The sequence below is a fragment of the Polynucleobacter rarus genome (assembly GCF_003072505.1).
In the GTDB taxonomy this organism is placed as follows: Bacteria; Pseudomonadota; Gammaproteobacteria; order Burkholderiales; family Burkholderiaceae; genus Polynucleobacter; species Polynucleobacter rarus.
This window is the reverse complement of the sequence record NZ_NTGB01000001.1, coordinates 446,820-462,764: the sequence shown is the minus strand read 5'-3', so window position 1 is coordinate 462,764 and position 15,945 is coordinate 446,820. Positions and strand designations below refer to the sequence as shown.

Sequence of the window (15,945 nt, the reverse complement as noted above, 5' to 3'; positions counted from 1 at the left end):
AGCAAGGTTTTTATTACCGATTATTGTTGATAGAATAATCAGTAATGAAACAAGCACTTAAATTAAAAGCATTTGATATCACCCGTTTTTTAGATAGCAAAGAAGCTTTGGCTGAATACTTGTCACAAGTATTGGAAGATGGTGACAAGAATGAACTTATCCGTGCTCTTAGACATATCGCCAAAGCACAGGTTATGGCTGAAGTTGCGAACGAGTCTGGTTAGCCAGTGAAAGTCTTTATAAAGGATTATCCAAGGCTTAAAAATGAGTTTGCATACTTAATTTGTCCTTACTATGATTCTTCTTTAAGATTTCGAATTTGATCTTTTGTAAATGACCTCGTCCGCCAATTAGCGAACGTCTTCCAATGCTGATTGAATAAATTTCAGTAGCCTCTTAAAGCGACCAAGTTTAATCATATCTCGTGGTGCGACATCTCCAAGCATAGGATTTGGGACCTTAAACCAAAGTATAGTTTTTGTTTCGTTCTTAAAAAAGCTATGTACAAGAGCAATTGCCGTTGCCCACTCAATAAACCGCTCTGTGAGCTCAGCAGGAACTTTACCATCAAAACGAATTGAACCAAAAGGGACACCTGATGCTATGGATATATCCTGCTTTGTGAAACCCAAAATATCTTTAACCCTATCGTAATTAGGCTTACCTGCTTTTTTAAATAACCTTAGTTCATCGGTCTGTAGGATTACTTTGGAAATATCCGAATTAGCCTTAGTTGAAATTGTTTGTGCTGTCATGATCACTTAAATTTACACACTTTTTCTATGTGTTAAGAATTTTTATCCACACTTTATACATGGTTAATATTTGCAATTAGCAAATCATTAAACATTGCTAGTTAAGTTATTTTTAATATCGATGAAAAAATAATGACTTTGACAAAAAAGTTGGCAAACAAAGCGAACTTGGGACCTAAGGTTTAGCAGAAAAGAGTAAGCGATTTCCTTTCCTCTGAACTGCTCCAAAAAGTTGGAATCATCTAACTTGAGTATCGATTCACTTTAGGTCGGGGATGATTTGAAAGCTAGATCAAAAAAAGTCTAGCTTAAAGGTCATCTAAAGACACTCTCATGGTTCCCTGCCCTTTTCTAGAGTCGACGATTGCGTTAAGTTCCAAATCTTCCACATAATCCATCAACGTCTCATAAGCTTGCGCGGGAATACAATAAAAGACTGGTTCGTTCCTATTTAAAATGAGAACAGGCAAGCCTTCACCCGCGGCAACGGTCCGCATTGGATTTTTCTTGAGCTCAGTGATGCTAGCTGACATATCACTCAAGATTATGTAGGTCATCTGTTTTCTCTGTGATTGAATTAACATTCATTGAGAATACTTTACCACCTTGAAATAGTTGAAAAAAAATATGGTCTTTTTTATGATGATGTATGAAAGTTATCTCGAAGACCCATTACATTAATTGTGGTGTTTAGTAACAGATTAAAGCAGGAGAGTCATTACCTTGTGTAAGGTTAAAAAAGAGAAGAAGATATTTTGAAAAAAATGATGTCACTTATAAATAAAACAGGTGAAGTACGAGAACTTTGTGCTGAAGATTTACGCAAATTTAAATCTGCGCAAGAAGTCCTTCCACTATCTTTACAAAAAAAGCTTGGAATTGATGAGTCACAAAAAGTACCCCTGTAAATTCCCATAGGACTTTGAAGTCCCCAAATAGATAATATGGTTCGGAAAAGTTTGCTATCAGTGCTCTGTACATACCAAGCTAATTTCGATTAGACTTAACAACATAAATAAAATAAAAGGGAGATGAAAAATGAATAACCAAGTTCTGAAAGGCTTGAAAACACCAAAACCAATGGCGCACTATTGCCAAGGTGTCCTGCATCGCAACACGATTTATGCCGCCGGACAAATCGCATCAGACTATCAAACCGGTGTGGCTCCTGAAGCTAAACAAGATCCAGCGTTCCCCTACTATGGCTCTGACATTCAAAAACAAGCTAGATATATTCTGCAAAATCTCCAGTCTGTTTTTGAAAGCGCGGGGAGTAGCTTTAACGATGTAGTGAAGTCACAAGTATTTTTAAAGGACTTAAACGATTTCTACTACTTTGACCAAGTATGGAAAGAGTTTTTCCCATCACCACCACCCAGAACTACCGTAGAAATAGGTGGCTTATTAGTACCGGGCTGTAAAGTAGAAATCGACCTCTGGGGTGTGCAAGCTAAAGTGCCACGTCAAGTCATTATTGGCAAAAAAACACCGACTCCGATGGCCCATTACTCACAGGGTATTTTGATCGAAAATGTGCTCTATGCAGCAGGTCAAATCGCCTCCGACTATCAAACTGGAGTTGCTGCAGAGGCCAAGCAAGATCCCGCTTTCCCTTACTATGGCTCAGACATCCAAAAACAAACAAGATATATCTTGAGTAATATTCAAAGCGTCTTTGACGCCGCTGGTTGTGACTTTAAAGACGTGGTGAAAGCTCAAATCTTTTTAACCGACCTAAATGACTTCTATTATTTTGACCAAGTTTGGCAAGAGTTCTTTCAAAAGCCTGTGCCAAGGACGATTGTTGAGGTTCAGAAATTATTAGTGCCGGGATGTCGGATCGAAATCGATTTATGGGGTGTTTTACCGAATACGCCTAAAAGAGAAATTACTCTGGACGGCGATAATCAGCAACAATCCTTTTGTAATGGCGTCATTGTCAATGACACCCTGTACGCCAGTGGCCAAATTGCCTCTGATCATCAGACACCGATGATTCAGGTAGCACATCAGGATCCTGCTTTTCCTTACTATGGCTCTGAGATTCAAAAACAAACCCGTTATGTTTTGAGTAATTTAAAAAAGCTATTTCACGAAGGCGGCTTTGATTTGGCAGACACTGTCAAAGCACAAGTCTTTTTATCCGACCTTAATGACTTTTATTATTTCGATCAGATTTGGAAAGAATATTTTCCATCTCCACCGCCAAGAACAACATTAGAAGTGGGTAAGTTCTTGGTTCCTGGTTGCAAAGTTCAGGTTGATTTAACGGCTGCAAAACCTTGACATATCCCCTCGGCTAAAGGCGAGGGAATTAAGCATTAAAAATGAATACGGCATCATTTAGGGAAGTGCTAAAACTTCCCTAAAAGGCGGGATGGCCGTGAGAGTGCGTAATTTTGATGGACTGCTTGATTGCAAAGTAACCAACCAAACTCGCTATTGCTGACAGTCCAAAGACATGCTCGGCGCCCAGTACGTCCCACACCCAACCTGCTGCAAAGCCACCAATACTGCCACCTAAGCCATAAGAAATCGAAGTATATAAAGCTTGTCCTCTAGCTTGTGTTGGGCCATTAAACCACTGCTGCAAGAATCTCAGACTAGATGTGTGATGCGCGCCGAAGGTCATCGCATGGAAGATTTGCATAAATAATAACAAAGCGAAAATCGGCAAATAAGCAATCGTCGCAAAACGCATTGCAGCTACTAAAAAGCAAGCAATCAGAATCTGTTGCGCGCCAAACTTTTCTAAGAAAAAGCGTTGGTAGTAGAAGAAGAGGACTTCAGCTAGAACGCCGAGCATCCAAAAAACTCCGATAGTCTGAGTTCCATAACCTAGCTTACTGAGATATAAAGAATAAAACACGTAATAACTAGCGTGGGCAAAAATCATGCAAAAGGTCGAGCTAAAAAACCAGATCACTTCCGGTTTTTTAAGGATTGTCAGAATCTCCCCTTTTTGTTTCTCATGCGCCTCATGCGGTGGCTCCCACAACAGCCAGGTACTGACTAAGACTCCACACATGATAAAGAGCGCAACATAGGGTAAGGTCGCGATACCGAATTTTTCAAACCAAAAACCACCGCCTGAGACCGCCAGAATAAATCCAATCGAGCCCCACAAACGAATCCTGCCATATTTGCTCTCAAAGGCGTTTACTTTTTGCAGTGCCCGAATCGTCACCGCTTCACTCAGTGGTGTCAGACTGCTACTGAAGGTGTTCAAAATAAACATCCAAGCAAGTAAGAAATAAAACTGATTCGAAACAAATATTCCGAGGAAGACAATCACACAAAGCACTGCGGTAACGCGCATCAAACCAATCCGGTCTTGGCGATAATCAGCCATCCATCCCCAAGCAAAGGGACCAATAATCCGGGTGAACTGCAACATCGACATCAGAATCGAAATCTGGATGGCAGTAAAGCCAATATCATTAAAGTACAGACTCATATAGGGACTCACAATCCCTAAATAGCCAAAATAAAAGAAGAAAAACGTCGAAAAAATATGGTGCTTAGCCAGCACAGGCTGCGAACCCTGCATTATAAGATTTGCGGATTTTGAGCAGCAATGATCGGTGTGCTCGACTGCACATCCGCGCACTGGGCGCGATGCAGTAAAACATGATCCATGACAACTAAAGCCAGCATCGCTTCCGCAATCGGTGTGGCCCGAATACCCACACAAGGATCATGGCGACCTTTGGTTTGTACCTTCACGGGATTACCAGCCGCGTCAATGGAATCTTTCATGGTCAAGATACTCGAAGTAGGTTTAATGGCAATCGACACGATTAAATCTTGTCCAGTACTGATGCCGCCCAACACTCCACCTGCATGATTCGTGGTAAATCCATCAGGCGTTAAATTATCCCCGTGAAAACTGCCTCGCTGTGATACGCTCTCAAAACCACTGCCGATTTCGACCCCTTTGACAGCATTAATCCCCATCATGGCGTAAGCAATATCTGCGTCTAACTTATCAAAGAGAGGTGCACCCAGACCAACTGGCATACCGGTCGCTTTAACCGTAATTTTGGCACCGCAAGAATCACCCTCTTTACGCAGTTGATCCATATAGCTCTCGAGCTCAGGGATCATCGTTTGATTGGGAGCAAAAAAAGGATTATTCGGAATATGCACCGCGTCTTCAAAAGGAATGGCTAGATCACCTAGTTGGGACATATAACCAATAAACTCAATCCCGTAACGCTCTTTTAACCATTTCTTGGCAATGCCGGCCGCGGCCACCACTGGAGCTGTCAGACGTGCTGAAGAGCGACCACCTCCGCGTGGATCACGAATCCCGTATTTTTGTTGGTAGGTGTAGTCGGCATGACCAGGCCTAAAAGTATCTAAAATATTGCCGTAATCTTGACTACGCTGATCTGTATTGCGAATCAATAAAGCAATCGGTGTGCCGGTCGTTTTACCTTGATAAATACCTGAGAGAATTTCGACTTGATCGGGTTCTTGACGCTGCGTCACGTGCCTAGAAGTGCCTGGCCGGCGACGATCTAAATCAATTTGCAGGTCCTGGGCCGACAGCTCTAAACCCGGAGGACAACCATCCACCACGGCACCAATTGCGGGTCCGTGGGATTCACCAAACGTTGTGGTGCAAAATAGATGTCCAAAAGTGCTTCCTGCCATAGCCTATATTATGGCATTTTATTTCTGAGGCTTTTGAATTTATTATGTAGCCTCTTTAGACGCTTCCTCTGGCCAATCACGAATATAAGCCTTGAGCATCGTGTTTTCAAAGCCTTGTGCTTCTACGACAGTTCTAGCAACGTCATAAAAAGAAATGACGCCCATCAACATTTTATTTTCCATTACAGGTAAATAACGGGCATGACGGTTAAGCATCATACGACGGACTTCGTCTAATTCTGTTTCGGGGGTACAGATGAGAGGGCTCTCATCCATCACTGCGCCGACTTTGATGGCACCTAGTATGCCGTGCGAATGGGCTAAAGTACCAATCAATTCTCGAAAAGTCAGAATACCAACGAGTTCACCATATTGCATCACAATCAGGGATCCGATATCGTGCTCCGCCATGATATGCACCGCAGTGAGGACTGAAGTGTCGGGAGCTACGGTGTAAAGGGTGTTGCCTTTAACGCGTAAAATATCACTAACTTTCATACAGATCTCCTTTGATATTGTTTATTGAAGTCTATTCCGACTTCTATCATCTGTAAAGTCTAATTCACTATTTTGGCGCTAAAACTAGAGACTTATCTTGACTTGCTAAGAAGGAAAAGTATGAAAAATATTAAAAAGATGAATGTGTCGGCGAGAAAAAGTGAGTACGAATTTGTGGCAAACTAGCCGTCAACACTGCCCCAGCTAAAGTAACCCACCAGGTCAGATAAATCCACACTAAAAACAAGGGTCCGATCGCAAAGGCACCATACAAAGTTTTATATAGCGGGACTTGAGAGATAAAAATAGTAAAGCCGTATTTAGTCATTTCGAACATCAGCGCAGCGAATACTCCACCCATCAAAGCATCTTTAGTATTTACTTGCACATTGGGGCCAAAACGGTAGAGCATCACAAATGGCATACAAGTGAGAAGGAAGGGATATATCACATCAAGGAAATTCAAGTGTTGCGATAAACCATAACCCAAACTTTGCGTTGCAGTCATGATCAGTGAAGTCAGGTAAATACTTACGCCTAAAAAGATCGGCCCGAAAGCAGTCACCACGGTGTAAAAAATCACTTTTTTTAGAAATGAACGTTTTTCTTTCACTTGCCAAACTTGATTAAACGATTTTTCAATCGTCATTAGCGTTAAAAAAGCAGTAATAAGTAATCCGAGTAAACCAAAGAGTGTGAGGCCTTTACTATGGTCTGAAAACTCCAAAATGTAAGTAGTCACTTTCTGGCTCATCACCCCGGGGATGAGCGTGGCGCTTAACCACCCTTGAATAGCTTCCCTTAAATCAATAAACTGGGGTAATTGACCAATTAAAATAGTAGCAATTGAGAGCATCGGCACAATTGCCAAAACGGTGGTGTAAGCGAGACTAGCCGCCACTTGATTGATTTGTGCCGAGGCAAAGCGCCTGCGCCAAAAGTAGAAGACGGTGGCTAAGTATTGTATTTTTTTAAATTGTAGGGTAGTTACAAACATGAGCGTTTAGATTTTAGATCTCGAATTTCAATTATCATACAGGTATGCAAACTGTAAATTTATTAGTTTTATATTACTCTCGTCATGGTGCTACGCATCAGCTTGCAGAATTTATTGCCGAGGGCATTGAATCTGTTAGTGGTGCAAATGCCATTTTACGCACGGTACCCAGTGTCTCAGCCAATACCCAGGCTTCAGAACCTGAGATCCCCCAAAGTGGTCCACCTTATGCAGACTATACTGACCTTGCCAACTGTGATGGCTTAGCCTTAGGTTCCCCAACTCGCTTTGGCAATATGGCCGCTGCCATGAAATATTTTTTAGATGGTAGTTCAGCACAGTGGTTGCAAGGCTCCTTAACTGGCAAACCAGCTTGTGTATTTACGAGTAGTAGTAGTATGCATGGTGGTCAAGAAAGTACTTTACTGACAATGATGATCCCTCTTTTTCACCATGGCATGTTACTAATGGGTCTGCCCTATGCTCTCCCAGAATTACATCACACCACTTCAGGTGGTACCCCCTATGGTGTTAGTCATGTAGCAGGGAATGATAACCAATTTGCGATTTCGAAAGAAGAAAGAATTCTGGCCCTTGCACAGGGTCAACAATTGGCAAAATATGCCCAGTTACTTAAACAAGAAAAGTAAAAATAATCATGTCTCTTTTTAAGTTCCCTTTAAATCTTTACCAAAAGACAGCCTTGATCACTTCTGTGCTGCTTTGCATCTTGTGTATTGCTTGGGAGTGGTTTTTAGCGCCCTTAAGACCGCATGGTTCTTTTATGGTTTTAAAGTGTTTACCCATTGTATTGATTCTCCCTGGGCTGTACCGAGGTGCCAACTATCAATTGCAAGCACTATCAATGATCATCTTGTTGTATTTCTTAGAAGGTGTCTCTAGACTTTTCGAAAAAGGACTCAATCCCTGGTTAGCAGGACTTGAATTGATTTTTTCTAGCATCATTTTTTTTGCAGTTTTAAAACATTTAGGCCCGCTTAAAAAAGCAGCTAAAGCAAAAAAAGAAGAGTAATAATCCAAAGATGATTATTCAAGTATTTGAATTCACGCTAGCCCAAAGGACAACTCACTAATCCATTTACTAAACCTTCACTAACCGATTGAAAAAATCAATCAGCTAGTGAGATAGCAGTTTGGTAAACGACTAAGATCTAACTTAGAAAATCAGTTGAGAGTAACTGACATCGAATCAGTACGTCTTCTGTTGTAAGTGATTGGATCTGAGATTGCGTTTTGCTCAACGGCTTGAGTCAAAAGACGAGAAAGCGAGGAAAAATATCCCTTCGCTTGCATCGTTGGTTTTAGAAATTTTTTGCGACCATCAATGTCTTGATGAAATTCGACATAGCCTTTAGTCACGAGATTTTTGATTCTAGAATGCAACGTGGCTCTTGAGCCAATTCTTTCTAGGGAAATCGCTTCATTAACGAGTAAGGACTGATTAGTTCTCCAACGAATTGCAATGGTATTTAATAGCTCAACTTCTATGCTATCTAACTCCGGGAACTCTGGGAGTTTTTTAAAGGCGCTCGACGCCTCAATAAATTGCAAATATACTTCGTACTTGTGACTATTATTCATTATAAATTTTCCAATTATGAGTTTTGTTTGATGGAAATAGAAATAACCTTAATACTAATCTCTATTAATAGTTATTGTATTTATAACGAAATTGCTTGAAATAGCACTTTTCAACTGATTTAAGATGTTTATAGAACTACATAAAAATCATTAATACTAGTTAAAATGTACTACTCTAAATAGTATTAATTCAGATTACTCGGGTTGAACTTTAGCATTAATTACCACTTGTTCCCATTTCTTTTTTTCTGCTAGAACAAAGGATTTGGTATTAGCTGGCGTATCTGCGGGTGAGTAACCACCGAGCTCGACAATACGTAACTTGACATCTGGGTTGTTTAAAACTTTTTTGGTTGCGGCATACAGAGTATCAATAATTGGTTTCGGAGTTTTTGCTGGTGCAAACAATCCAAACCAGGCTGTCACTTCAAAGTTTGGAAAACCTGCTTCAATCATGGTTGGTACATCTGGTAATTCTGGGCTACGAGTTTTACCTGTTACGGCTAAAGCCCTTAGTTTGCCTGACTTAATAAACTGCATGGAACTCGGTAAGTTATCCATCATCATGGTGACCTGTCCACCCATTAAATCGATAAGTGCTGGACCCGCCCCTTTATAAGGGACATGCACGACATCGATGCCAGCCTGAAATTTAAACATTTCACCCGACATATGAATCGATTGACCGCGCCCAGAGGATGCAAAGGAGTATTTACCAGGGTTAGCCTTCGCTAAACTGACAAATTCAGCAACTGTTTTTGCTGGAAAATTAGCATTCACTACAAAAACATTGGGAGTGGCGAGCACCATCGTAATCGGCTCTAAATCTTCCAATTTGTAAGGCAATGTTTTGTATAGACTGTAATTGATCGCATTCGGTCCAATATTACCCATAATAATTGTGTAACCATCAGGCGGACTACTAATTAGTGCTTGCGTACCAATAATGGCTGCAGCACCGGCTTTAATGTCGACCACCACGGACTGTCCAAGCTCTTTAGCTAATGCGTCAGCTACCACCCGCGCTGCGATATCCGTCGTTCCTCCTGCGGCAGCAGGAACGATAAGTCGAATGGGCTTACTAGGATAGGTATCAGCCTGTGAGTTCATCGATATACCAAGTCCAGCTACTAAAGCAGTCATTGCGAGGGTTTTAAATAGGTTCAACATGCTATCTCCAAAAAGTTGGTAAAAGTGTAACTCATGTAGTGTTATCTCTAATAAAAATAATAAATCGACTTTCTTTTGGTAATATTACTCGATAGAAAAACAATTGCATTATTTGGAGAAACTTTAGATGGCCTACTTTACCGACAATTCTCAAACCATTGGCAAAACCCCTCTGATTCGCTTAAACCGAGTGACAGACGGTGCCAAGGCAACCGTATTAGCCAAAATCGAAGGGCGTAACCCAGCCTTCTCGGTCAAGTGTCGGATTGGTACTTCCATGATTAATGATGCACTAGAGCGTGGAGTTTTAACACCAGGTAAAGAGTTAGTCGAACCTACTAGTGGCAACACTGGTATTGCTTTAGCTTTCGTCGCTGCAGCCAAAGGTATTCCTATTACTTTAACCATGCCCGAGACCATGAGTCTTGAGCGCCGTAAATTATTGGCTGCTCTTGGTGCTAAATTAGTTTTAACGGAAGGCCCTAAGGGCATGAATGGAGCTATTGCTAAAGCTGTAGAAATTGCCAACAGTGATCCTAAATATATTCTGTTACAACAATTTAGTAACCCTGCCAATCCTGCTATTCATGAAACCACCACAGGACCTGAAATTTGGGAAGATACGGATGGTAATGTTGATATTTTTGTCGCAGGGGTTGGAACCGGAGGCACCATTACGGGCGTCTCACGCTATTTCAAGAACACCATGAAAAAAGCAATCCTCTCTGTTGCAGTTGAACCCACAACGAGTCCAGTCATTACCCAAAAACTAAGTGGTCAAGAAATAAAACCAGCACCGCACAAGATTCAGGGGATTGGCGCTGGTTTCATTCCTGATAACCTTGATCTAAGTATGGTTGACCAAGTAGAACAAGTTAGCAGTGAAGAAGCGATTGCCTTTGCTAAACGAATCGCGAAGGAAGAAGGAATTTTAGTCGGGATTTCTTGTGGCGCTGCCGCAGCAGTAGCATGTAGATTAGCCCACCTCCCAGAACACGCCGGTAAAACAATTGTTGTGGTGTTACCAGATAGTGCCGAAAGATATCTCAGTTCCGCCATGTTTGAAGGGGTATTTGATGCTAATGGTATCGCTCTTTAATTCACCGCTTATATAATAAGGAAATGATGTACCAAATTGTTGATCTTCTAGTAGGTCTCGCCTCTGCCGTTGTTGCAGGGTCCTGCCTCATGCTCTGTTATTTTGATTTTTTTAAAATCAATCTAGGCCGAGCACACGGGCTTTTTGGCAGCCAAATTGCCTCCTTCTTATTATCAGCAACGAATTGGCTTACATTACCGATTCGAAAAGTAATTCAGAATACTGGTAAAGTGAATTTGGTTTACCTCGTCTCAGGTTATTTGATTGTGGTCGCCAAAATTATCGTCCTATCCCTTTTTAGCCATACCCTATTTAGTGAACTGTCTAGGCTTCTTTTACCGATCTTTTTTGGCGCCTTGATAGAGTATGTCCAATTATTTCTCTCGATTATGTCTGGAATCACTTTTTTATTTGTGATTCTGTCTTGGATTTCTCCAAGCTCACCAAGTTATGCAGTAGCGGCCCACATTTTAGAGCCCTTGCTAGAACAAATCAGAAAGCGGATGCCTAGCTCTGGTGGGTTTGATTTCACGCCACTAGTACTACTTATCATTATCAAAGTGTTACAAATCGTTGTATCCAATTTGCGCTGAGCTTAGATTTCGAAGAAACAAAAATCTGTCAGCCCAGCTTCAATTTAAGATGAGGCTGGATTGGGATTAATCACTTTAGATACGCTTCTCTTCTTGATTGATGAACTGAACTGTTCAATAGGTACTGGCCTTCCAAATAGGTAACCCTGATATAGATTGCAACCTTTTTCTGATAAAAATTGCAATTGGGATTCATTTTCAACCCCCTCAGCAACTACCTCTAATTTTAATGACTGACAAATGGCAATAATCGCTGAAACAATCGCAGCATCATTCACGTCCGTGTTGATGTCCCTAACAAAGGTTTGATCAATTTTTACTTGTTGAATTGGTAATTGCTTTAAATAAGAAAGTGAAGAGAAGCCTGTACCAAAATCATCTAAAGAAAATTCGATACCTAACTGTCTTAACTCATTCATTTTAGGAATCACATCATCTAACTTTTCCATAATTGAACTTTCTGTAAGTTCAAATTTAATTAGTTTTGGATCAACACCATACCTCTCAATCCATTGTTTAACTTTTTGGACAAATGTCGTTTGTAAAGTGCCAGTTTGCAAAAACTGGCGGGCACTGATGTTGATGGAAAGTTTCATTTTATTTGAATGTGCAAGAGGGCGCCATTTTTTCAAATATTGAAATGATTGCTCAATAACCCAATCGCCAATAGGCACGATCAATCCACTATTCTCTGCTAAGGGAATAAACTCATTCGGCAATAGGGGAACTGAATCATCCTTTAAAAACCACCGTAACAACACCTCACCACCAATTAAAGCACCAGAAGAATCCACTACAGGTTGACAAAACAATTTCAACTGATTTTTTTCTATAGAGCTACGCAAAGCTTCTTCCATCGTTACTCTTTGATGTATAGCCTCCTGCATTTTTGGGTTAAAAAACTTAAAGTTATTTCTACCGTCATTTTTTGCTTCATATAAAGCCAAATCAGCTTGTTTCATGATGGTTTCTGTCGATAAGTCTGCACCTTTAAATAAAGTCAAACCAAAACTACAAGTCATATGGTAATAAGGTTTATTTTTCTCAAGGGGGTAAGGTTTGGAAATTTCCTGAATTAGTTTATTGGCAATTTTTTTCGCTTCAAATAATGCTTGATTGACATCAGACCCTAGGCGATCTGCAATCACAACAAATTCATCGCCGCCAATTCGAGAAACTACATCAATCTCTCGCATGCACTCACTTAAGCGCTGGCCAACCATTACGAGTAGTGCATCCCCAAGATCATGGCCTTTCGTATCATTGAGTGTCTTAAACTCGTCTAAATCAAGCATCATAACGACCACATACTCATTATCACGCTTACTTGTAAATAGTGCCTGACCTAATCGCTCTTGTAATAATCTTCGATTTGGCAAGTTAGTGAGAGGATCGTAATATGCAAGCTTATGAATATTTTCCTCATCGATTTTTTTCTTAGTAACATCAACACAAAAGCTCATCATTAAATCATTGGGTAAGCTCATGGTTTTCAGTTGCATTAATAATTTTTCATTCGATTTTGTGTAGAAACTTAGTTCCTCTACTTCCTTTTGATGGATAACAATGTCTTTGAATTGATCAGAAAATGAAGTTTTATCCTCAGCGTTAGTTAGATGGTGAATCGAATGGCCAATCAAACTCTTCTTATCCTGACCTAATATTTCACAAAGAGAAGGATTCACTTCCACGATGATAAAGTCCTTATCAAATACTAGAATTCCTTCTGGGGCATGCTCAATATAGGTTCGATAACGATCTTCACTTTCACGTAAATCATTTTCTAATAAGTTTCTCCTCGAAATTTCTTCAGCTAAGAGATTATTTGAATACGATAGTGCATTAATATTTTGACTTGAGAGCTCTGCGTTCGTTTCGAGTTCAATCGTCTTTTTCTTCATCTTGAAAAAGATTAGCAAGCCAGTAAATAAGATAATCGGCACTAATGATGCGATATATAAAAAGAAATTTGACGATAATTTCCCATAGATTCGGTCTGGGGATACAACCGTTATGAGTTTAAAATTTTCACCAGAAATACTATTTTTTAGGATAAATAAATTTTCTGGATCATCTGGAGAAAAAATAGAGTCTAACAAATACTCATATTGCTTTTTAAAAGGTGTCAATTTTTCATTCGGAATGATTAATATGCGACTTTCTTTTTGTTGAAAGATTTCATTACCGAGTTTAAAGAGTCTTTGATTCGCGTTAAGAATGAAGAATTGATGTAAATCAGGATCTTTTGAATTTACCTCTAGCGGTTTAAAGAGTAAATCTAAGTTTGTAAATGTAACAACTCTCCCTTTTTCAAGACCACGATACATAACGGGTGCTTGTAAGATTAGGTATTTATTAGCTTCATCAATCATGAAGCTTTTTAAAGGCATCTTGTTATCAAAATTAAAATCAGAAGCTTGATTGGGTTGTTTAGTATCAACTAGGATTTTATCGTTTTCGTCGATGTAAATAATTCTTCTATAAATGGGCTCCTCAAACCATTTTAAGGATGCTAATTTCTTCTCAAAATTCGTTTTAATAGCGAATAAGTTGACATTTAACCCATACTCTAGAGACATTCCTAAAGTCTGATTCGTTAAGAAATTATCGATTTCACTACTAGAAGCAACGGATTGAACTAAGCTTTTTTGTTCCTCTATGAAGTTTGCTATGATCGTTGAAGTGTTTTTAGTTTCAAAATAGAAACGATCCTCAGCTACCCCTTTTAATTTCCCCTGCGATTGCAAGAAGAAAATAAGTAAAAAGCTAATATAAATTAATACCAATATTAAAAAAAGCGTAGCGATACCGCGTTTTTTTTGCATAAAGGTATTCAAACCATTGAATGGAGGAATCTTAAACACTATTGCAAAATCCGATTAGTTTTTTGCGAAAAAGTTTGGATAGTAATTCCTGATTCCGGGATAGTATTTGTCAACTAAAAGATCATAGGTCCCATTAGCTTTAATTTGTCTCAAATAAAAATTAAACTCATCTCTCAACAGGGGTGCATCCTTGGGAAAAGCAGTCGCTAAAACTTGATGTTCTGAGATAGGGCCTAGCACTTTAAATTTCCCCGCCCATTTCCTTAAATCTAGTAATAAATCGGGCACATCTAGTAAAGACAACTCGGCATCTTTATTAATTAACGCGGGAACTATCTCATTAATGTTAGGGCTTTTAACATAGGGAATAATATTGTACCCAGTTCCACTCAATCCGTAGTTTGACGGATCTAAGCAGGTTTTTTCCATCACTAATAATGATTTTTTACCGATGAGTTTTTTCGTTTCGTCCACATCATTCACTAGAATTCTAGAGGGAACTATTGGCTTCAAGGGATTGTCTGCTCTAGCAATCAAGACAATTTGTGATGGGAAGGTTGGTTCAGAAAATAATAAAATCTGTTCACGCCATGGTAAGTAGGTGAAACCTGTAGAAATAACATCACCTTTAATAGGAAAATTACCCTCTAAAGAAGATTTGCCGTTACTAATAGATACATTCTTACCTAAAAGATCTTTAACGACTGAATAAAAATCGGTGTAAACCAAAACATACTTTACATCAATGTGTTTGGCAAAGCCTTGCATTAACTCTACGTCAAAGCCGTCGCCTGCTCCTGTAACGAAATTTGCATAAGGAATGCCAAGGTGTCTGATTTCACCTTTAGACTTGATTTCAGGAAGATCCATTGCATAAGATGCAATGGAAAAAACCCCCAATAAGAGGGAGCAAAATGCTATCTTAAGTGTATTTAGCGTCATTTTACTGCACCTTCGAAATGTAATTTATAAGTTTTGTTTAATAATCATACACTTATTTAGCACATTTTCAAACCATTTTCACAAAAAACCATGAATTTTGTATTTCTTTGATAACTCTTAACTATTTGAATTTCCACTACTTAATAATATTTTGCTAACTTCAATCTTGATTTCTTTGCATATACTCAGAACAAATTATTTAACCTTGCTCAAGCAAGTGAAGTTGAATTTTCATTCTCCAACGCTACCGTTGTAATTCCAACCGTTTGATCGAAATAGAGGGCGACGGTTAGTCGCGCATCTGCCACACCACCAAGCATACCGGATCCATACCAAGCGGTTCGAAAAGTTGAGGTCATGTGAGTATTCGTATTCCAAGTTCATCGACGGATTTGACGGTGAGAACATGATTCAAGCTGTATCGCTATGGCCATAGCTGTGCTTTTTGGCGCAAGTTCATGATATTTTTAGTCATTTTCCAATCATTGGAAAGCTTTAGAAATCACTATTTTGAGCCATTTTGTCACTGACTCTTTTAGTGATTTTAAGAAATCTGACTTATTAGGTTTTATGATAGAAATTGATAAATAAATTCAATTATCTAGACTAACTTTGTTCTAGATAGAGACAGTTTAAAATTTCGGACTAGGCCCAGATGAATCAGCCAATCCTATCCAAGGGAAATCCTCATGGAAGAAGCGAATTGAGGTAGTCCTATGTTTAATTACTGTTAATAATTGATCCATTTTTAGAGTTGAATGACACCAATGGAAAGACATGAGTAATAATCAATCACAAATCATCG

18 protein-coding genes are annotated in these 15,945 nt (G+C 39.5%); 7 read left to right on the top strand and 11 right to left on the bottom strand.

Annotated features, from left to right (window positions below; all coding sequences use genetic code 11):
* Positions 1 to 44 precede the first annotated feature (44 nt).
* Positions 45 to 224 (top strand): helix-turn-helix domain-containing transcriptional regulator, encoded by a 180-nt coding sequence (locus AOC35_RS02085; RefSeq protein WP_108645549.1) that lies wholly within the window; start codon positions 45 to 47, stop codon positions 222 to 224.
* A gap of 126 nt (positions 225 to 350) precedes the next feature.
* Here the strand turns inward: AOC35_RS02085 and AOC35_RS02080 are convergent, their stop codons facing one another.
* Together AOC35_RS02080 and AOC35_RS02075 are read right to left on the bottom strand one after the other, a co-directional pair.
* The gene (locus tag AOC35_RS02080) at positions 351 to 755 is read right to left on the bottom strand and encodes a hypothetical protein (RefSeq protein WP_108645548.1); all 405 of its coding nucleotides are present in this window, start codon (positions 753 to 755) and stop codon (positions 351 to 353) included.
* A gap of 308 nt (positions 756 to 1,063) precedes the next feature.
* Positions 1,064 to 1,312: a type II toxin-antitoxin system Phd/YefM family antitoxin gene (locus AOC35_RS02075; protein ID WP_108645547.1), complete on the bottom strand. Its 249-nt coding sequence runs from the start codon at positions 1,310 to 1,312 to the stop codon at positions 1,064 to 1,066.
* A 210-nt stretch (positions 1,313 to 1,522) separates the two neighbouring features.
* Between AOC35_RS02075 and AOC35_RS15505 the strand changes: the two genes are divergently transcribed.
* Positions 1,523 to 1,663 (top strand): hypothetical protein, encoded by a 141-nt coding sequence (locus AOC35_RS15505; RefSeq protein WP_170107027.1) that lies wholly within the window; start codon positions 1,523 to 1,525, stop codon positions 1,661 to 1,663.
* Positions 1,664 to 1,793: 130 nt separating this feature from the next.
* Complete coding sequence (locus tag AOC35_RS02070) at positions 1,794 to 3,041, top strand: RidA family protein (RefSeq protein WP_108645546.1); 1,248 nt, start codon at positions 1,794 to 1,796, stop codon at positions 3,039 to 3,041.
* A gap of 79 nt (positions 3,042 to 3,120) precedes the next feature.
* On the opposite strand, the gene AOC35_RS02065 is transcribed toward AOC35_RS02070, so the two are convergent.
* From AOC35_RS02065 to AOC35_RS02050, 4 genes are all read right to left on the bottom strand, one after another.
* Positions 3,121 to 4,305: an MFS transporter gene (locus AOC35_RS02065; RefSeq protein ID WP_108645545.1), complete on the bottom strand. Its 1,185-nt coding sequence runs from the start codon at positions 4,303 to 4,305 to the stop codon at positions 3,121 to 3,123.
* Positions 4,305 to 5,414 carry a chorismate synthase gene (gene aroC, locus AOC35_RS02060; RefSeq protein ID WP_108645544.1) on the bottom strand — a complete coding sequence of 370 codons (1,110 nt, stop codon included), beginning with the start codon at positions 5,412 to 5,414 and terminating at the stop codon, positions 4,305 to 4,307. Before aroC ends, AOC35_RS02065 begins: the two co-directional genes overlap by 1 nt.
* Before the next feature lie 42 nt (positions 5,415 to 5,456).
* Positions 5,457 to 5,912 carry a CBS domain-containing protein gene (locus AOC35_RS02055; RefSeq protein WP_108645543.1) on the bottom strand — a complete coding sequence of 152 codons (456 nt, stop codon included), beginning with the start codon at positions 5,910 to 5,912 and terminating at the stop codon, positions 5,457 to 5,459.
* A 130-nt stretch (positions 5,913 to 6,042) separates the two neighbouring features.
* Positions 6,043 to 6,909 (bottom strand): YhjD/YihY/BrkB family envelope integrity protein, encoded by an 867-nt coding sequence (locus AOC35_RS02050; RefSeq protein ID WP_108645542.1) that lies wholly within the window; start codon positions 6,907 to 6,909, stop codon positions 6,043 to 6,045.
* Between the two features lie 44 nt (positions 6,910 to 6,953).
* Here AOC35_RS02050 and wrbA point away from each other — a divergent pair, with 44 nt between their 5' ends.
* Both wrbA and AOC35_RS02040 read left to right on the top strand, forming a co-directional pair.
* A complete protein-coding gene (gene wrbA, locus AOC35_RS02045) occupies positions 6,954 to 7,559 on the top strand; it encodes an NAD(P)H:quinone oxidoreductase (protein WP_108645541.1) in 606 nt (201 codons plus the stop codon).
* Between the two features lie 53 nt (positions 7,560 to 7,612).
* The gene (locus AOC35_RS02040; RefSeq protein ID WP_245898397.1) at positions 7,613 to 7,942 is read left to right on the top strand and encodes a DUF2069 domain-containing protein; all 330 of its coding nucleotides are present in this window, start codon (positions 7,613 to 7,615) and stop codon (positions 7,940 to 7,942) included.
* A 152-nt stretch (positions 7,943 to 8,094) separates the two neighbouring features.
* Here the strand turns inward: AOC35_RS02040 and AOC35_RS02035 are convergent, their stop codons facing one another.
* A complete protein-coding gene (locus tag AOC35_RS02035) occupies positions 8,095 to 8,511 on the bottom strand; it encodes a hypothetical protein (protein WP_108645539.1) in 417 nt (138 codons plus the stop codon).
* A 195-nt stretch (positions 8,512 to 8,706) separates the two neighbouring features.
* On the bottom strand, positions 8,707 to 9,681 hold the full coding sequence (locus tag AOC35_RS02030) for a Bug family tripartite tricarboxylate transporter substrate binding protein (protein ID WP_108645538.1): 975 nt from the start codon (positions 9,679 to 9,681) through the stop codon (positions 8,707 to 8,709).
* A 127-nt stretch (positions 9,682 to 9,808) separates the two neighbouring features.
* Here AOC35_RS02030 and cysK point away from each other — a divergent pair, with 127 nt between their 5' ends.
* Complete coding sequence (cysK, locus tag AOC35_RS02025; protein WP_108645537.1) at positions 9,809 to 10,780, top strand: cysteine synthase A; 972 nt, start codon at positions 9,809 to 9,811, stop codon at positions 10,778 to 10,780.
* A 26-nt stretch (positions 10,781 to 10,806) separates the two neighbouring features.
* On the top strand, positions 10,807 to 11,373 hold the full coding sequence (locus AOC35_RS02020) for a YggT family protein (protein WP_159077443.1): 567 nt from the start codon (positions 10,807 to 10,809) through the stop codon (positions 11,371 to 11,373).
* A gap of 44 nt (positions 11,374 to 11,417) precedes the next feature.
* On the opposite strand, the gene AOC35_RS02015 is transcribed toward AOC35_RS02020, so the two are convergent.
* From AOC35_RS02015 to AOC35_RS15500, 3 genes are all read right to left on the bottom strand, one after another.
* Positions 11,418 to 14,198, bottom strand: a complete 2,781-nt coding sequence (locus tag AOC35_RS02015; RefSeq protein ID WP_108645535.1) for a sensor domain-containing protein — start codon at positions 14,196 to 14,198, stop codon at positions 11,418 to 11,420.
* A gap of 54 nt (positions 14,199 to 14,252) precedes the next feature.
* Positions 14,253 to 15,140, bottom strand: coding sequence for a transporter substrate-binding domain-containing protein (locus tag AOC35_RS02010; RefSeq protein ID WP_108645534.1), 888 nt, complete (start codon positions 15,138 to 15,140; stop codon positions 14,253 to 14,255).
* A 209-nt stretch (positions 15,141 to 15,349) separates the two neighbouring features.
* Positions 15,350 to 15,499 (bottom strand): hypothetical protein, encoded by a 150-nt coding sequence (locus tag AOC35_RS15500; protein WP_159077442.1) that lies wholly within the window; start codon positions 15,497 to 15,499, stop codon positions 15,350 to 15,352.
* Positions 15,500 to 15,945: the final 446 nt, after the last annotated feature.